Source organism: Saccharicrinis aurantiacus, from assembly GCF_947489045.1.
Classification (GTDB): Bacteria; Bacteroidota; Bacteroidia; order Bacteroidales; family Marinilabiliaceae; genus Saccharicrinis; species Saccharicrinis aurantiacus.
Genome location: NZ_CANLCN010000007.1, coordinates 163,643 through 180,023, shown reverse-complemented (window position 1 = coordinate 180,023; position 16,381 = coordinate 163,643). Strand labels below are relative to the sequence as shown.

The window sequence follows — 16,381 nt, the reverse complement described above, 5'->3', positions numbered from 1 at the left end:
CTCAAGATAAAAGCATCTAATAAATTACTTTATTTTTAAAACGACAATTAGTCTATTTAATACAATTTCTATAATTCCGAAAGCAATACCGATACTACCAAAAACCGTAAGGTTGTGTATAATATGCTCAGCATCTCCTGTTATAACAAGATTCCCCAACTCAGTATAAACCTGATAAAATGACATTACTAAAAGCGACATTAATACACATTCTATTATTAAAATTAATGCGTAATGAGGGTTCTGCTTTATATTATATATTAAATCAACAATTATCCTAATTAAGGATATCAAAAAAGATATTAATATAAGCGTAATTGCATACTCCCTTGCAGCATCTAATGTGACAGCACTATTATAATAAGCTAAAAACCCAACAGCCATTAGAACAAACGATGCCACATTTTGAAACAAACGCAACAAACTGAAAATTGTAACTGGCTCTTTCTTCAAAACAAACATACCTGCAATTGTCATAAAAGAAGAAAACAGGTACAACATTGATAATATCAACATTAAAGGCTCGAATGTATTTGGCTTATTGGTTAATGCAAACACACCTAGTATTATTAAAAATACTCCTCTAAAAGAGAACCCCCACGGGTTTTCTAAACTATATGACTTCTCCATAATTCTTTTTCTTTAATTAGTTGTTTATTCAGTTTAGGAAACATGAACTTAATTATATTGTTCACTATTTTATGGTTTGAATATAGCCAAACTGTTAGAATAAAAAAAGGGAAGCCTTCGCTTCCCTTTTTTTATATATTGACTTATATATTTTAATTTATCATCATAGGCATTAAAAGCATTAGCTCATCCTCTGGCCCATCATTTTCTAAAGGTAAAAAGATCCCTGCTCTTGCTGGATCTGCTAACTCCATTACAATCTCTTCTGACGAAATATTATCTAATAATTCAGCTAAAAAAGCTGATTTAAAACCAATTTCTATTGCATCACCACTATACTGACAACTTAAGTTCTCATAAGCCGATATAGAAAAATCAATATCCTGCGCAGATACCATCATCTTATCTCCAGTAATGGATAACTTCACTAAGTTGCTAGCTTGATTTGAAAATAGAGAAACTCTACCCAAAGTATTTACAACCTCCTGGCGATTAACAATAATTTTATTCGGATTATCTTGAGGTATTACAGCATTATAACTTGGATAATTACCTTCTACCAAACGGCAAACTAAACGATGATTCTCCATAACGAAGAATGCATTTTTATCATCAAACTCAATTGTTACATCACCATCTTCTTTTACCAAAACACTCTTTAAAAATGAAGCTGGCTTTTTAGGTAAAATAAATGAAGAACTAAACTCAGTTGTCGCGTCCATACGCTGATAACGAACTAATTTATGAGAATCACTCGCTACAAATGTTAAATTCTCTGGAGACATCTCCATTAAAATACCATTCATCACTGGTCGTAATTCATCGTCAGCAGTGGCAAACAAAGTTTTATTAATACCTGCTAATAAAACTGATGCTGGCAATAATAAATTCGATGATTTATCTTTATCCACTTCTGGAATCTCAGGAAACTCATCTCCACTTAATCCAACAACACTATACTTACCTCTATCCGTAAGAATATCAACAGCTAATGAATCGTTGTTAATATCAAAACTTATGGGTTGCTCTGGGAATTTTTTAAGCGTTTCAAGCAATATTTTAGCTGGCAATGCCACTAAACCTTCACCTTCGCTATTATCAAGAGACATTGATGTTACCATTGTAGACTCTAAATCAGAAGCCGTAATGGTTAGTTTATCCCCTGCTAATTCGAATAAAATATTTTCTAAAATAGGAATTGAACTTTTATTGCTAACAACACGACTTACGGCTTGTAAGTGATAAAGAAGTTCGGAACTTGAAACAACAAATTTCATTATATGAATTTTTATTTTACTGATTACTACTTGTCTGCTCGTTAAAAATCAAAGACTTAAAAAGCAGGTGAAATTTTAATAAGCATTGGTAATTATAAGAGAATTCTTTGAGTTTAGCAAGCCTATTTTGAGCTAGTTATTACAATTTTTCAACATCCGGTCAAAAAAAGTAAAGTCGAGAATTTGATAGCTACTTTTTAATAAAAAATGAGGCTTTTCGTAAAATTGGATCTACTTGTATAAAAGAAACAACTCCCCATTCTTTAGATTCAGATACATTAACCAGCAGTTCACTTTTTGAAACCTCACCTGATTGAAGAAACTGATAAAACTGTATCTTATGATTTTTACCTGATTTTTCTCTTATTGATAAATCACATAACTTTTGCCCCATGCAAGTATCTACTTTAGAAATCCGACGAGACAGTTCGAGGTGCTTAAACTCATACAAGTAAAACTTGGCTATATCATTATCTAGAACCTCGCTAATATTACTTTTTACAATTATCTCTTCATCCTCTTGACTGATTACAAATGAATCATCGTCATTGGCCCAAACCATATTTACGTTTTCAATGGATTCCTTCTGAAGTGAAAACAAAGTTTTATTTCTCCAAAACATTGGATTTACGAGGTCATTCGAGAATATATAATCAGCTTCAGCTGAACCGTACAATACATTAGGATATTTGGCCTTATTACGATAAGCGTATAATATATTATGATCTTGCTGCAAAAAGACTTCATAAGTTTCATTCCCTTCTGATTTTGCAGTTATCCGAGTTCCAACTTGCTTAATACTATTTTTTACAGTTTCGCCTTTGGGTCCGGTTAAGGGGTATCGCACAGATAGGTTAGATAAGTAGTCTTTTAACATATCTACCTTAAGTTTAGAAACCTCTAAACCATCATTTAACGACCACAACTCCCCTTGTTTTGAAATTTGGAGCGAATCGTCACCAGATACAATAAAAATATCCGTCCAACTATTCACCTTATCAGCCTTAAGATCTAAAGCCTTTTTCATTGTGCCTGAATTAGACCTAAACATAAAGAAAAGAACCAAACCTACAAGTATTACAAAGGCAACTAATATTTTAGTGCGCATATTGGCTTATTTTTTATAGTTAATCTTGCGATAATAGAACACTAAGGAGGCTATTATTGCAAGAAAGAAAATAGGAGCTATTAAATTAAACAACTTCCAATAGAATGATTGCTCAGAAACTTTGCTTTTATCGAGCATTCGTAAAGTATAACTTCTGCTACGCAGGTTCATCCAACCTTCATCATCGCAAAGATAATTAACGGCATTAACAATAAAGTCCTTATTACCAAAGGTGGTATTGGTCATTTCATCAAAACCTAGAGGCAACACTTTGGGGTTTGTCCCCTTAAAGCGTACTTTATTTTTAATGATATCGCCATCAGCTACAACTATCATTTTTGTTGGCTTACTAGATGTTAAAATCGGCACATCAGAATTAATATTATTTGGCTTTAAACGATTCTCAAAAATTGATTTAAATACTCCTTTTTGCGCGATTGCAGTTGGCAAAAAAGATTGTGTAAACTCTCTCCTATCAGGTTTCTGATTTACCAAAGCTAGAGTAATATACACCGGAACTTGATCAACCTTTGAGTAACGCGAACTACGTAACAAAACACTTCTTTCTAGATCTAAATCGTTATTTACAGTATCAATAGTACTAACAAATTCGGATGTTACTACATTTAAATTTCGTGTTATGGAATGGTTGGGTTGCGGTATTAACAAAGGACTGTAAAGCCACGGAGCAGGTACTATACTTGGTTGTTGCCCGGGTTTTGCAATTGAAACAGGAATCATACCTGCTTGTATATCTTGAACAATAACAGGATTAATGCGAACCCCATATTTAAAAAGTTGATCGCTAATATTTATATCGCTCAATATACCAACAGCCTCACCAGACTTACGCAAACTATCAACAGTTATATTCACTGCATCAACCAACCACATTATGCGTCCGCCATTCATTAAGTACTGATCAAGGATATACTTATCTGACTCTGAAAATCTCTCTTGGGGCTTAGCGATAATAACTGCTTTATACGGACTTAATATGTTTGGATCATCACCCAAAACACCTCTATCAACTTCATAATTTTGGGATAACTGGTCGGTAATATCCAACACATCCAATTCGTCCAACTCATCGTGACCTTCTAAAAATGCAATACGCATTTTCTCATCACTCGTAATTCTTCGAAAAGCATCTACAAATTTATATTCTAAGGTTTCTAGTGATTTATTTAAGTTTTCAGAACCCGAGAAGCCTTGAACATTTTCTAATAAATTTATCGGCAACTGTTTTCCATTATAGTACACTACTGCAAAAGGATAAACCAAGGTGCGCGTATTTCGCCCATCTTCGCCTGCTTCAAAAACTTGTTGAGGAGCCATCCCTAAACTTTCCATCTCGCTTAGGCGCTCCTTTTGTTCCTTCTTTGATCCTTCCATTGGATCGATAAAGCTATACTCGATATTACTCCCAGCATAAACTCTGAATTCATCTAACAACTCATTAGTTGCGCGTGATAAATTCTTAAACCCAACATTTAAATCTCCATGCAGGTAAACTTTTACATAAACAACCTCCTCTAAATCTTCGAGAAAATATTTTGTATTATCAGCAAGGGTGTAACGCTTCTCGCTAGTTAAATCAACTCGAAAAAACCAATTGATTGCTATCATATTAATAACAATAGCAGCTCCAATAACTAGAATTAATTGAGATATATGTTGTGTTTTTTTACTTTTAAGCATCTGAACTATTGCATTTTTTAATTACCACTTTCGACTTAACAAAACAGTTTTTGATGCAAACAAAAAGACACCAATAACACTAAGGAAATAGATTATATCTCTAGAGTCAATTACTCCTCTACTTATGGATTGATAATGAGAATCGATACCCCAATTTAAAACTATAGATCGTAACTGATTGCTAGATACAACATCAGAAAGTGCATCAAAACCAAAGTAAAATACAAAACATAGTATTACGGAAGTTACAAATGCGACCACCTGATTATCAGTAAGACTTGAACTAAATACACCGATGGCAACATAAATTGAAGCCAAAAACAACAATCCTATATAAGAACCATTTGTTCCGCCTGTATCAATATTTCCAACTGTACTACCCAATTGATACACACTAAAGTAGTAAATTAAAGTGGGTAATAAACTCACAATAATTAGAGTTAAACCGGCCAAGTATTTTGCCAAAACTATTTGCATTTCAGTTAACGGACGAGTAAATAACAACTCCATTGTTCCTATTCTTTTCTCATCGGCAAAAAGACGCATGGTAACAGCAGGCACAAGAAACAAGTACAACCAAGGCGCTAGGTAAAACAGAGAATCGAGACTAGCATACTCGCTAAATAAAATATTTAATTCTCCTGGAACAACCCACAGAAACAATCCACTTAACATTAGAAAAACACCAACAACCAAATAGCCTGTTAAGGAACTAAAAAACGAAATAATTTCTTTTTTGTATAAACTCCACATAATTAGTTATTCTTCAATTCTTGAACCATTAGTTTTGCTGCTTTAGCACTACTTCCTGGTCTTCCCATAATTGTATGTAAATCGTTATAACTGATAAACATCTTTATTCTGTAATCCTGATTATGTAACAAATCTTTAAGTTCTGCTGTAACAGATTCGGTAGTATACTCATCCTGAATCAACTCTTTAACACCTTCCTTGTTTAGTACTAGGTTTACTAAGGATACAAACGGTATTTTCAGGATAAACTTCTTGATAAAAGCATAAAACCATTTACCTCCCCACATTTTATAACATACTACCTGTGGACAATCTAAAAGTGCGGTTTCTAAGGTTGCTGTTCCTGAAGTTACTAAGGCAGCTTGCGAGTGCTGCACCAATTCATATGTTTGGTCAAATATTATACTAACATCTTTCCCTTTTACAAATTCTTGATAATGCTCTGCCGAAAACGAAGGTGCGCCAGCAATTACAAATTGATACTCAGGAAAAGACTCTACAACACTTAGCATTGTTGGCAGAATGTAGTTCAATTCTTGCTTACGCGAACCCGCCAACAAAGCTACCATAGGTTTATTACTCAAACCATTTCGCTTTGTAAACTCACCAACCGTTTCTGCTTTATTAGGTCGAGTATCAATGGCATCAAGAACAGGGTTACCAACATAGTTAATTGGTACATTATGCTTTTTATAAAACTCAGTTTCAAATGGAAGAATGGTGTACATCCTGTCCACATATTTTTTAATTTTACTTACTCTTCCTGTATTCCAAGCCCATATTTTTGGCGAGATGTAATAAAATACTTTTAAACCCATTTTATGGGCAAACTCGGCAATACGTAAATTAAAACCTGGATAATCAATAAGTATTAAAACATCAGGATTGTAAGCTTCAATATCTGATTTACAATAACGAAGGTTGGCTTTTATTTTATCTAAATTACTTAGTACCTCTTTTATTCCCATAAAAGCAGTTTTAGAATAATGCATTGCCATCTCACCTCCTTCAGCTTGCATTAAATCACCTCCCCAGAAACGAAACTCGCACTCCGGATCTTCATTCTTTAGTCCTTTCACTAGGTTTGAACCATGTAAATCTCCTGAAGCTTCTCCTGCTATTATATAATATCTCATTATTTCAATTAATCTAATTATCTACGGTACTATAGGTAGGTGTATGGGTTATAATGCAAAGCGTAAAACTATTACTGCAATTGCATACAACAAAGTTGCTGTTACAATTCCTCTTGCTGCTAGTAATCGCTCTAATTTAATGGCTAATAAAAAAAACAAAAGGTTAGGAAGGACACTAAGACTTAACAACTTTGTTAAACCATGCGCCTGGGTTAATTGACTCATAAATTCACCGTATTCCATATTATCTCCAAAACGGAAGTAAAATATTAGATATGTTGTAATTATTGGTAATATTAAGCCTATTAATAGTCCTATATATAATTTATTGCACTTACAGTTCATAAAATAGATTTGTATTATTTAGTGTAGAATAGTCGGTTACATCAATATGGCAGGGAACTACAGAAGCCATATTATTATTTAAGAAAAATTCGTCTGTATCTTTTGCTTCTGGCTCTTCGTTTTTAAATTGCCCACTTAACCAATAATACTTCCTTCCTCGTGGATCCTGGCCTTCAACAAATTCTTCTTCCCACTTTCCTTTAGCCATCCTTGCCTTTTTAATGCCATCAAGTTTATCCGAATCCGGAATATTTACATTCAAGTATGTTCCCTTAGGTAAACCCGTTTTTATTACACTTGACAATACAGATTTAACAACTCGTTTACTTTCTGAAAAATCAGCATCGGCATCATAACTACATAAAGAAAAACCAATAGAAGGAATTCCATTCATACACCCTTCACGAGCAGCTCCGAGAGTTCCTGAATAGTGAACACTTGCTGAGCTATTTGTTCCATGATTAATACCAGAAACAACATAGTCAGGCTTCTCAGCCAACTGATAATGAATTGCCAATTTCACGCAATCAACTGGTGTACCATTAGTTTGGTAATAATGAACATCATCTCTAACTCCTAAATCTTTTATTTTAAGAGGTTCATTTACTGTGATGGCATGCGACATTCCTGAAAAAGATTTATCAGCAGATACAACAAAAACCTTCCCAAACTCCTTAACTGCATCTACTAATTCATTAATACCTTTGGCATTAATGCCATCATCATTACTAACTAAAATAACTGGTTTTTTATTGCTCATAATTAAATAAGAAGTGTGTAATAAAAGCTTAGAAAATAATAGTTAAACATTATTATTTAAACACTATTTTTTCAGTTTTCAAATATACAACACGTGCTACAATATTTACATATCCTATTCGCTTTTATAAAAAATTTAACTTTAAAGATAAAATTCAATCTTCTATTAAGGAAGTTGACTTCAAAATAGTTACTTTTGTTCTCCCAAAAATGAGCAATAATACTTTTCTCATAAAATAATAAAGTAAAACAAAGTTCCTTTTGTAATTACTAGGAACCAAAAAATATACAAATGCTAATTTCGTACAACTGGTTAAAGAACTATTTAGACATTAACATTGAAACCAATAAGGTTTCAAAAATCCTTACAGACATCGGTCTTGAAGTAGGTGGAATCGAAGAGGTTCAATCTATAAAAGGCGGATTAGAAGGTTTAGTTATTGGTAAAGTTCTTACTTGCGAGAAACATCCAAACGCTGATAAACTTAGTAAAACAACCGTTAACATTGGTACCAACGAAACTTTAGAAATAGTTTGTGGAGCACCAAACGTAAGAGCCGGCTTAACTGTGGTTGTTGCAACTGTGGGTACTACTCTTTATAGCGGTGATGAAAGCTTTGTTATTAAAAAATCGAAAATTAGAGGCGAATTATCACAAGGTATGCTTTGTGGAGCCGACGAAATTGGTGTTGGTGCTGCTGATGGCGGTATCATGGAACTGCCAGAAGAAGTTTCGTCAGGTACTTTAGCTAAAGATTTCTTTAATGTTGAGTCTGATATTATTATTGAAGTTGATTTAACACCAAACCGTGTTGATGCAGCTTCTCATATTGGTACTGCTCGTGATTTAGCAGCGTACTTAAAATCGAACAACGAAGTAGCTGAAGTAAAATGGCCATCTGTTGACGATTTTAAAGTTGAAAATACTGATTACCCAGTTGAGGTTAGCGTTGAAAACACAGCTGCTTGCCCTCGTTATGCAGGACTTACAATTAGTGGGGTTAAAGTAAAAGAATCACCTGACTGGTTAAAAAACAAATTATCAGTTATTGGCTTAACGCCCATTAACAATGTGGTTGATGTTACCAACTTTGTACTACACGAATTAGGTCAGCCTTTACATGCCTTTGATGGTGCTGAAATTAAAGGCGATAAGGTTGTAGTTAAAACCTTAAACGATAAAACAAAATTCACAACTCTTGATGGTATTGAAAGAGAATTATCAGATAATGATTTGATGATTTGCAATGCAGAAGAAGGAATGTGTATTGCTGGTGTTTTTGGCGGCGAAAAAAGTGGTGTTAAAGAATCAACAACTAAAATATTTTTAGAGAGTGCATACTTTAATCCTGTTTATGTTCGTAAAACAGCTAAACGCCATACTTTAAGTACAGATGCTTCTTTCCGTTTTGAGCGTGGTATCGATCCTAACATCACAATTTACGCTTTAAAGCGTGCAGCATTATTAATACAAGAAGTTGCTGGTGGTACTATCTCATCTAAAATTACAGATATTTATCCTGAACCTATTAAAAACTTTGAGGTTGAGGTAAAATGGAAAAACATTGACCGCTTAATAGGAAAGAAATTAGGTGAAGAAAAAATCAAAAGCATTTTTGCTGCTTTAGATATGGATATTATCAAGGAAGATGAAGAAGCTGTTTTGCTTTCTATTCCTCCTTATAGAGTAGATGTACAACGTGATGTTGATGTTATTGAAGATATACTTCGTATTTACGGATACAATAATATTGAGATTCCACAAGCCGTTCACTCAACTTTAGTATACTCTGATAAGCCAGATAACCACAAAGTAGTAAATACTATTGCCAACCAATTGGTTTCGTTAGGATTTAACGAAATTATGAATAACTCACTTACAAAACCAAGTTTGTACGCTGAGTCAGAAACCTATCCTGAAAAGAATGTGGTAGCATTATTCAACCCATTGAGTTCAGATTTAGGCGGAATGCGCCAAACACTTTTAATGGGTGGCTTAGAGTCGGCAAAACACAATATCAACCGCAGAAAAGGCGATCTTAAATTATTCGAATTCGGTAATTGTTATTACTTAAATCCGGAAGGCGAAAAAGGTTCGTTAGAGAAGTTTAGAGAAGAACAACATTTAGGTATTTTCTTAACAGGAAATATGATTCCGGCAAGTTGGAATAGCCAAGAACGCAAAGTATCATTTGCTGATATTAGAGGTGTTGTAAACAATATATTAGAGCGATTAAATATTGGCGAAGCTCAATTAAGCGAGCAAGATGCTAACAATGATTTATTTGCAGAGGGCATTAATATTAGCACTAAAAACAAAATTAGTTTAGTTGATTTTGGTTTAGTAAGTTCAAAAGTTGCTCAGTCGCTTGAGGTTAAAGAAGCGGTTTATTTTGCAGAATTTAACTGGGATAACTTATTAAAAATAGCTGGCCGTCAGAATGTATTATTTACTGATATCCCTAAGTTCCCAGAGGTTAGTAGAGATTTAGCATTACTAATTGATAAGTCAGTTAATTTTGGCGAGATTAAAGCTGTAATGCAAAAAACTGAAAAGAAGCTTTTAAAGAAAGTATCTCTATTTGATATTTACGAAGGCAAAAATTTACCTGCCGATAAAAAATCATATGCCGTTAACTTCATTCTACAAGATGAAAACAAAACCCTTACCGATAAACAAATCGATAAGATTATGAATAGCATGATTAAAAACCTAGAGCGTGAAGTAAACGCTCAATTAAGAGGATAATCAAAAAATAACATATATCGTAAAAGGCATTAACTTCAACAGTTAATGCCTTTTTATTTATATTGCATTCGTTTAATAATAAAAACCTCCTTATGAACAAACTACTACTTATTGCCAGTGCCTTAGTTTTAATACTCACTAATTCAAGTGCTCAAAGCAAACAAGAAATTTCCTCCAAAATTAAACAAGTTACCGTATTTACAAGAGGCGCTCAAATAGAAAGGGAAGCTAGCTGTAATATAGAATCTGGTAAAAGTGAAATTACTCTAATTGGCCTATCTCCCTATATCAAGAAAGAAAGCATCCAAATAAAGAGTGACGGCTCATTTACAATATTAAATGTTCAGCAAACAACAGACTTTATTAATGAGTTGGATAAACAAGAACACATAAATGAACTTCGAAATGAAATTAATGCTATTCAATTGAAAATTGATGAAGAAAACCTTGGAATAAACATCATTAATGAGAAACTGAGTTTTCTTACAAATAATAAAAAGATAATAACAGAAGGCATTGTAATTTCGGCACAAAGCTTTGAATCCTTGAATAATATTTACGGTTCAAAGTATGAGAGTTTAAGCATTGAAAAGTTCAAGAAACAACAACAGATAAAAGAATATCAGAAAAGTAAGGCTAAATTACAAAATCAGATGAATGGCGCCTACAATACAAAAGATATACCTTCTGGGATCATAACTATTATTATAAATTCGCCCTCTAACAAAAAAGCAACAATCAAATTTAACTACATGGTAACTAAGGCAACTTGGTCTCCATCATACGATGTGCGTTTTAATGGTACAAATAAACTCTTAAAAGTAAACTATAAAGCTAATATAGTTCAAAACACAGGTATTGATTGGGAAAATGTGAAGCTTACTCTTTCAAATGCAAAAACTAATATCTCAGCTCAAATACCAAGTATAAAACCCAATTACGTAAATTTCTTACAACCACCACCTCCACCACCTGCAGTTACAGGTGTATTAAATATTGTTGATGATGCTGTAGAATTTGATGAAGATTTAGAAATCGAATTTGATATGAGTTTAGAAGAGGAAGAGGTAGCTCATGCACTACAGGGAAGAGTGCCCGGCGTACAAATTAGAGGAACAAGCTCTTTAAAAAACTCCGATCCGCTATATATTGTAGATGGTGTAGCACAGGGTAAAAACCCCAATATATCTGCGGATAGAATCGCTTCTATTGATGTACTTAAAGATGCCTCAGCAACTGCTTTATATGGTTCTAGAGCTACAAATGGTGTTGTAGTGATAACCACAAAGGCAGCTAATGATAAATCTTCTGTACCATTAACAACACAATCACACTCAGAAACTACAATCAATTACACTATTGATAGTCCGCAAAATATAAGCTCAAATAATGAAGCTACAACAATAGCCTATAAAGAATCAGCTGTTGACGCCCTTTTTGAATATCAAACTAGCCCTAAATTAATTGAAAGTGTTTATTTAGTTGCAAAAATACCAGAGTGGTATAAAGCTAACTTTTTATCTGGCGGAGCTAATGTTTACCTTGAAGATGCTTATGTAGGTAAATCGTATCTCAACACAAAACAGTTTACTGACACTTTAGATATCTCATTTGGCATTGATAATAACATCAATATTAAACGTGAAAAACTAATTGAATTTTATGAGCAAAAACTAATTGGCTCAAACAAGAAAGAAACATTTGCCTCAAAAATTACTGTTCGCAATAATAAGCCCTATCCTATAGAAACAATCGTTAATGATCAAATTCCAGTCTCAAAAGACAAAAGTATCGTTATTGAAACTCTAAATATTTCTAATGCTAGTATTGAACAGGAAACAGGTATTCTCCAATGGACAATTAAACTTGAGCCTAATGAATCCAAGGAGCTAATTATAAAATACAGTATCAAATACCCTAAGGATAAAACAATTACTAGAAGATATTAAAAACTAAAAGGCATTAACTTAAAACCGTTAATGCCTTTTTTATTTATCCTTAAACCAAAACAAAGTTCACTAGGCCTTCTTCTTAAAAACCAACTGGGCTTTTTCAAGCTTTACAACCTTTTCTATAAACTCAACATACTCATTGTACTTTTCCTTTGGAAATTCACCCTTATTAAGAATTAAACTTCGCTGATATTTCACTTTTCCATCCTCTTTTTGAAAACTTATTTGATAGCTCCCAAATTCAGAATTAATTCTTTTGTCGTCAGGTATTATCTCTAATTGATAATCATCAGGAACAACAAACGAAATAGATTTAGTATGGCTTTGATCTGCCTTTAACAATAATGGAGCTACTCTGTTTCTAGAATATCGAGGCACCCACTTTTGAGAGTTTATTGGATTTATATTTACAAACATACGAGAACCAACAAAACTACTAAAGTTATCTACTGAAGCGTTTATATGCTTTTCTAATTTTGGCTTGCGCAATTTATCTTCCTTTAAATCATAACTATTTAATTTCATATTTGGCAAGTCAATAGAAGAAACCAACTTCTTTCTTCTGTCTTTTTCATCAAGCTGAATTAAATACGAGTTATCACCATAAAAATTACCTGTATATGTATAAACGGCATCTATATTAGCAGTTCCATCTTTAGTTACAGAAATTACAGCATCGGTATTTACATTGTTCTGCATCGCATTAAAAGCGGGCGTATTAACAATGCCACCATCCTTTTCTTTTACAAGCAAGGCTTTTCTATCATCTGTAAAATCACCTAAATAACCACAGGGCGAATTTGAGCTAGTGCATTCTAACCAAACTGTATCTTCCTTTAAAGGAACACAAGCTATAACATGGTTGAAGTAATTACTCACAAATTCCTCATCCATATACCCTTTGGAACCAGCATGAATAATTGCATATTGTGCATCAAATCCAAAGTTCTTTAGTAAGGTAACTACGTAATTGGATAAGGCTTTACAATCGCCATAAGAAAGGCGATCCACCACATCCGCACCAAAAGTTTGTAAACCTCCTATCCCCTCTTGTATGCTTACGTAACGATTCTTCTTCTGACTATATTGGTATATGGCTGCTATTTTCTCATAATCCGTCATATCATCATTAAGTAAAGCAGCCACTTTTTCAATGGTTTCGTCCGATATCTTATCTTTTCCCTCGTTTAGTTTATGAAAATATGTACTTAAGGCTTCCCATGACTCTGTACTTCCTGTGATTCCACCGAGTGAGAAAGTTTTAGCCTCAATATTTACATATGGTCTGTAATGCTGAAAGTAAGTACTATTCGTTTCTTTGATGGGTGCTTCTACACCTTCAACTTCCCAAAAAATAGAAGTGGTACCATCAACAGTAGAAACTGTGCCCTCAGTACTTAAGTTATTTTCTTTATACTTAACCTCACAATCATTACCATACTGAAGACGAAATTGCAACTTTTCAATAGCCGTATTATATCCATCAAAAGCCATCCAACCTCGCGAATAAAAAGCAGAATTATACCTTTTTTTATACTTATATTCTATAGTATATGGATAGGTAGAAATTTTTGGATTAATATATTTAACCCTCATATCCTCATATATTGAAAACCCAGATATAGCAGCATAATCTGTTATATCGCTTTTATTAAACGATTTAATCTTATCGCCATTGGCATCATAAACGGTTGCTTGTATATCAGACACCGAAGACAGCTTACTATAAGCTTCTCTGAATTTACCTTTATTAGCTGCACTTTCCTTTAAAATAGTAATTACATATGTTTCTGTATACTGCACTTTTGATTTTGAAGCAACATACATATCAGTACTCATTAGCCTCACAACTGCATCAGCATTATTGAGAAGTTCTTTAGGAATTTCAGCAACAGGATATTTAGGTGTTTTTTTCGCAGAAACACTTATGGCAATAAAAACAGTTACAAGCAATAAATTATAACTTAGCTTCATCAAGGTTTTTCTTTAAAATTATTGGCTCCGATTGTTTTTGAATTAATAAGGCGTATAACTTTTTTAGATAATCATATTCCTCAGGTAAAAACAACTCTTTACTAATCTTCACAGAATACATTGCATTAATAACATTACCTAACACAGAGTACGATATTAATGCGGATGCACTTTTATCGGGTAATGAAACACGCAATGGTTTAGGCAATTCTTCAACTGAATAATTTGCGGGTATTTGTATTTTACTACTGATAAAATCTTCTTGTTTATAAGCAAAATCTACAGGATACACGCGTTCTTCTAATTTGAATGGGCTTTCTGTAATTCGTTGATGAATAAAAGGACTTAACATGACCAAATCTCCCATTTTTTGAACTCCAACATCTAGCTTTATATCATAATGTTCATCAACGGGATGCTTTATTGAATCAAGATCATCTAATTTATGATTAATGATACGAAGACCTTCAAACTTTGATTCTATATCGTTTATATACTCCTCTTCACTAGCATAATTCATATATTTATTTCTGAAATCGAATGCTGCATAACCGTATCTTTTACAATCTAAGGTGCCTTCTAGAATCAAATCTTCATTCAAAACTAAGTCATACTGAAAATGTTCCTTTTCTTTTTCAGTAGTACTTACATCAACCCAAAGCCCTTCGAAATCATTTACCAATCGGGCGTTTTTATTCAAACAACGCTTTGGTAACATTCCTAATGGTAAATTCTTTTCTGTAGCATCAAGCAAGTAAGTTTCTTCTCCAATAACTGCCTGAACTATCATGTAGTTTAATTTATTAAAACTCGGATAGAACTTATGCAACTGCCCATGGTCTCTTGTACTTAATACAACAGGATATGATTCTATTTCTAATTTCTTTAAAAGCTTTAGAAGCATCATATTAAGGTCTGTTGAATTACCTGATTTTTCTTTGAAGCAAGGCGACAAGCTTTGGTCGGAGGTGTAAACTGAGGTACTACCATTCCATTTCACGGCTTTTATAGCATCATATGCAGCTTGAAGTTTATCCTTCTCTGTTGAGCAGCTTGCCTCTATCTCTTTATTTATTTTTGATAAAAATCCAGGGCTGGTTCTTAGTACTTGCCCAAAATAATAATTCTTCATTAACCTGGTGTTTACAGATCCCCAAGTAGTAGTGTACTCACGATAATATCCTGGAAAAGAAACCTTAAGTAAGTCGAATTCTAATTTACTTATATAATTTTCCTTAGAGTCCATATAAGCCTCGGACTTAAAGGCAGGAACATCATTAGCTTTAAAATGATCAGTGCCGATATTATTAATAGTGATATATCCCCTACTTCTCTTTCGAAATTCAAGATACTGTGTGCTTTCTATCTTTAATTCTGTATACTTAACCGGAATACTTTCTTGGAATTTAAATTCAGAGGGTAACAAAAATTGTGTTGTTTCAATTTCAAAAACACTACCTACTTTTACGTTAGGCAACGCAACACGAATGTTATACCAGTCATCAACAATTCTAACTTTAAACTTCGATTCTGATTTAAGCTTCTCTTCTTTAATTTTACCATCAACCAAATTGTAAACTCGCCCGCGAACTTCCATACTCTCGGGTCCTGGAAAACTAAATTCAGCATAACCAACCCCAGCTTTCTTCAAAACCTTAACTCTTCGTACTTGTCTAAAAGTCAGATCATTTCCACTAAAATAACCATATTTACACAATACTACTGCAACAGCACTAGTATCAGGTTCATACGTTGTCATTTCAAGTTCTTCAATACTAACTTTTCCAAATTTGATTGGTGCTTTTGCTTGCGTTGATAGAACACAACACAGCAATGCCATGGATATGGCAAACAGTCTTTCTTTCATAGATTTTAGATTATTTAGGTATAACTAAGGCTAAATATAGATCATAATACATTTAGATTAATTCTAAAATAATAATTCTATCGCTATTTTTTGATTAAAGTACTTATTTCACTTTTGTTATATTTGCTGC

The 16,381-nt window shown here is 33.3% G+C and carries 12 protein-coding genes; 2 read left to right on the top strand and 10 right to left on the bottom strand.

The window, feature by feature from the left end; translation table 11 throughout:
* Positions 1–24 precede the first annotated feature (24 nt).
* From QMO11_RS10355 to surE, 8 genes are all read right to left on the bottom strand, one after another.
* The gene (locus QMO11_RS10355) at positions 25–630 is read right to left on the bottom strand and encodes a hypothetical protein (protein ID WP_282037173.1); all 606 of its coding nucleotides are present in this window, start codon (positions 628–630) and stop codon (positions 25–27) included.
* A gap of 152 nt (positions 631–782) precedes the next feature.
* On the bottom strand, positions 783–1,907 hold the full coding sequence (gene dnaN / locus QMO11_RS10350) for a DNA polymerase III subunit beta (RefSeq protein ID WP_075601661.1): 1,125 nt from the start codon (positions 1,905–1,907) through the stop codon (positions 783–785).
* A 190-nt stretch (positions 1,908–2,097) separates the two neighbouring features.
* Complete coding sequence (locus tag QMO11_RS10345) at positions 2,098–3,015, bottom strand: hypothetical protein (RefSeq protein WP_282037172.1); 918 nt, start codon at positions 3,013–3,015, stop codon at positions 2,098–2,100.
* Positions 3,016–3,021: 6 nt separating this feature from the next.
* Positions 3,022–4,716 carry a gliding motility-associated ABC transporter substrate-binding protein GldG gene (gene gldG / locus QMO11_RS10340; protein ID WP_282037171.1) on the bottom strand — a complete coding sequence of 565 codons (1,695 nt, stop codon included), beginning with the start codon at positions 4,714–4,716 and terminating at the stop codon, positions 3,022–3,024.
* Between the two features lie 21 nt (positions 4,717–4,737).
* Entirely contained in the window at positions 4,738–5,469 is a 732-nt protein-coding gene (gldF, locus tag QMO11_RS10335) for a gliding motility-associated ABC transporter permease subunit GldF (RefSeq protein WP_282037168.1), read from the bottom strand.
* Positions 5,470–5,471: 2 nt separating this feature from the next.
* Entirely contained in the window at positions 5,472–6,605 is a 1,134-nt protein-coding gene (lpxB, locus tag QMO11_RS10330) for a lipid-A-disaccharide synthase (protein ID WP_282037167.1), read from the bottom strand.
* Between the two features lie 48 nt (positions 6,606–6,653).
* Positions 6,654–6,950: a hypothetical protein gene (locus QMO11_RS10325; protein ID WP_075601656.1), complete on the bottom strand. Its 297-nt coding sequence runs from the start codon at positions 6,948–6,950 to the stop codon at positions 6,654–6,656.
* The gene (gene surE / locus QMO11_RS10320; RefSeq protein WP_282037166.1) at positions 6,940–7,710 is read right to left on the bottom strand and encodes a 5'/3'-nucleotidase SurE; all 771 of its coding nucleotides are present in this window, start codon (positions 7,708–7,710) and stop codon (positions 6,940–6,942) included. Before surE ends, QMO11_RS10325 begins: the two co-directional genes overlap by 11 nt.
* A 291-nt stretch (positions 7,711–8,001) precedes the next feature.
* Here surE and pheT point away from each other — a divergent pair, with 291 nt between their 5' ends.
* On the top strand, positions 8,002–10,458 hold the full coding sequence (gene pheT / locus QMO11_RS10315) for a phenylalanine--tRNA ligase subunit beta (RefSeq protein WP_282037165.1): 2,457 nt from the start codon (positions 8,002–8,004) through the stop codon (positions 10,456–10,458).
* 92 nt (positions 10,459–10,550) lie between these two features.
* Entirely contained in the window at positions 10,551–12,407 is a 1,857-nt protein-coding gene (locus QMO11_RS10310) for a mucoidy inhibitor MuiA family protein (RefSeq protein ID WP_282037164.1), read from the top strand.
* A 69-nt stretch (positions 12,408–12,476) separates the two neighbouring features.
* Here QMO11_RS10310 and QMO11_RS10305 read toward each other — a convergent pair whose 3' ends face one another.
* Both QMO11_RS10305 and QMO11_RS10300 read right to left on the bottom strand, forming a co-directional pair.
* Positions 12,477–14,384, bottom strand: a complete 1,908-nt coding sequence (locus tag QMO11_RS10305; protein WP_282037163.1) for a DUF3857 domain-containing protein — start codon at positions 14,382–14,384, stop codon at positions 12,477–12,479.
* Positions 14,368–16,251, bottom strand: coding sequence for a hypothetical protein (locus QMO11_RS10300; RefSeq protein ID WP_282037162.1), 1,884 nt, complete (start codon positions 16,249–16,251; stop codon positions 14,368–14,370). The genes QMO11_RS10305 and QMO11_RS10300 overlap by 17 nt, the downstream gene beginning before the upstream one ends.
* Positions 16,252–16,381: the final 130 nt, after the last annotated feature.

What these genes read in the sequence shown, in the direction of transcription:
- QMO11_RS10355 (WP_282037173.1), bottom strand. Translation starts at nt 630, where the DNA reads ATGGAGAAGTCATATAGTTTAGAAAACCCGTGGGGGTTCTCTTTTAGA.
- dnaN (WP_075601661.1), bottom strand. Translation starts at nt 1,907, where the DNA reads ATGAAATTTGTTGTTTCAAGTTCCGAACTTCTTTATCACTTACAAGCC.
- QMO11_RS10345 (WP_282037172.1), bottom strand. Translation starts at nt 3,015, where the DNA reads ATGCGCACTAAAATATTAGTTGCCTTTGTAATACTTGTAGGTTTGGTT.
- gldG (WP_282037171.1), bottom strand. Translation starts at nt 4,716, where the DNA reads ATGCTTAAAAGTAAAAAAACACAACATATATCTCAATTAATTCTAGTT.
- gldF (WP_282037168.1), bottom strand. Translation starts at nt 5,469, where the DNA reads ATGTGGAGTTTATACAAAAAAGAAATTATTTCGTTTTTTAGTTCCTTA.
- lpxB (WP_282037167.1), bottom strand. Translation starts at nt 6,605, where the DNA reads ATGAGATATTATATAATAGCAGGAGAAGCTTCAGGAGATTTACATGGT.
- QMO11_RS10325 (WP_075601656.1), bottom strand. Translation starts at nt 6,950, where the DNA reads ATGAACTGTAAGTGCAATAAATTATATATAGGACTATTAATAGGCTTA.
- surE (WP_282037166.1), bottom strand. Translation starts at nt 7,710, where the DNA reads ATGAGCAATAAAAAACCAGTTATTTTAGTTAGTAATGATGATGGCATT.
- pheT (WP_282037165.1), top strand. Translation starts at nt 8,002, where the DNA reads ATGCTAATTTCGTACAACTGGTTAAAGAACTATTTAGACATTAACATT.
- QMO11_RS10310 (WP_282037164.1), top strand. Translation starts at nt 10,551, where the DNA reads ATGAACAAACTACTACTTATTGCCAGTGCCTTAGTTTTAATACTCACT.
- QMO11_RS10305 (WP_282037163.1), bottom strand. Translation starts at nt 14,384, where the DNA reads ATGAAGCTAAGTTATAATTTATTGCTTGTAACTGTTTTTATTGCCATA.
- QMO11_RS10300 (WP_282037162.1), bottom strand. Translation starts at nt 16,251, where the DNA reads ATGAAAGAAAGACTGTTTGCCATATCCATGGCATTGCTGTGTTGTGTT.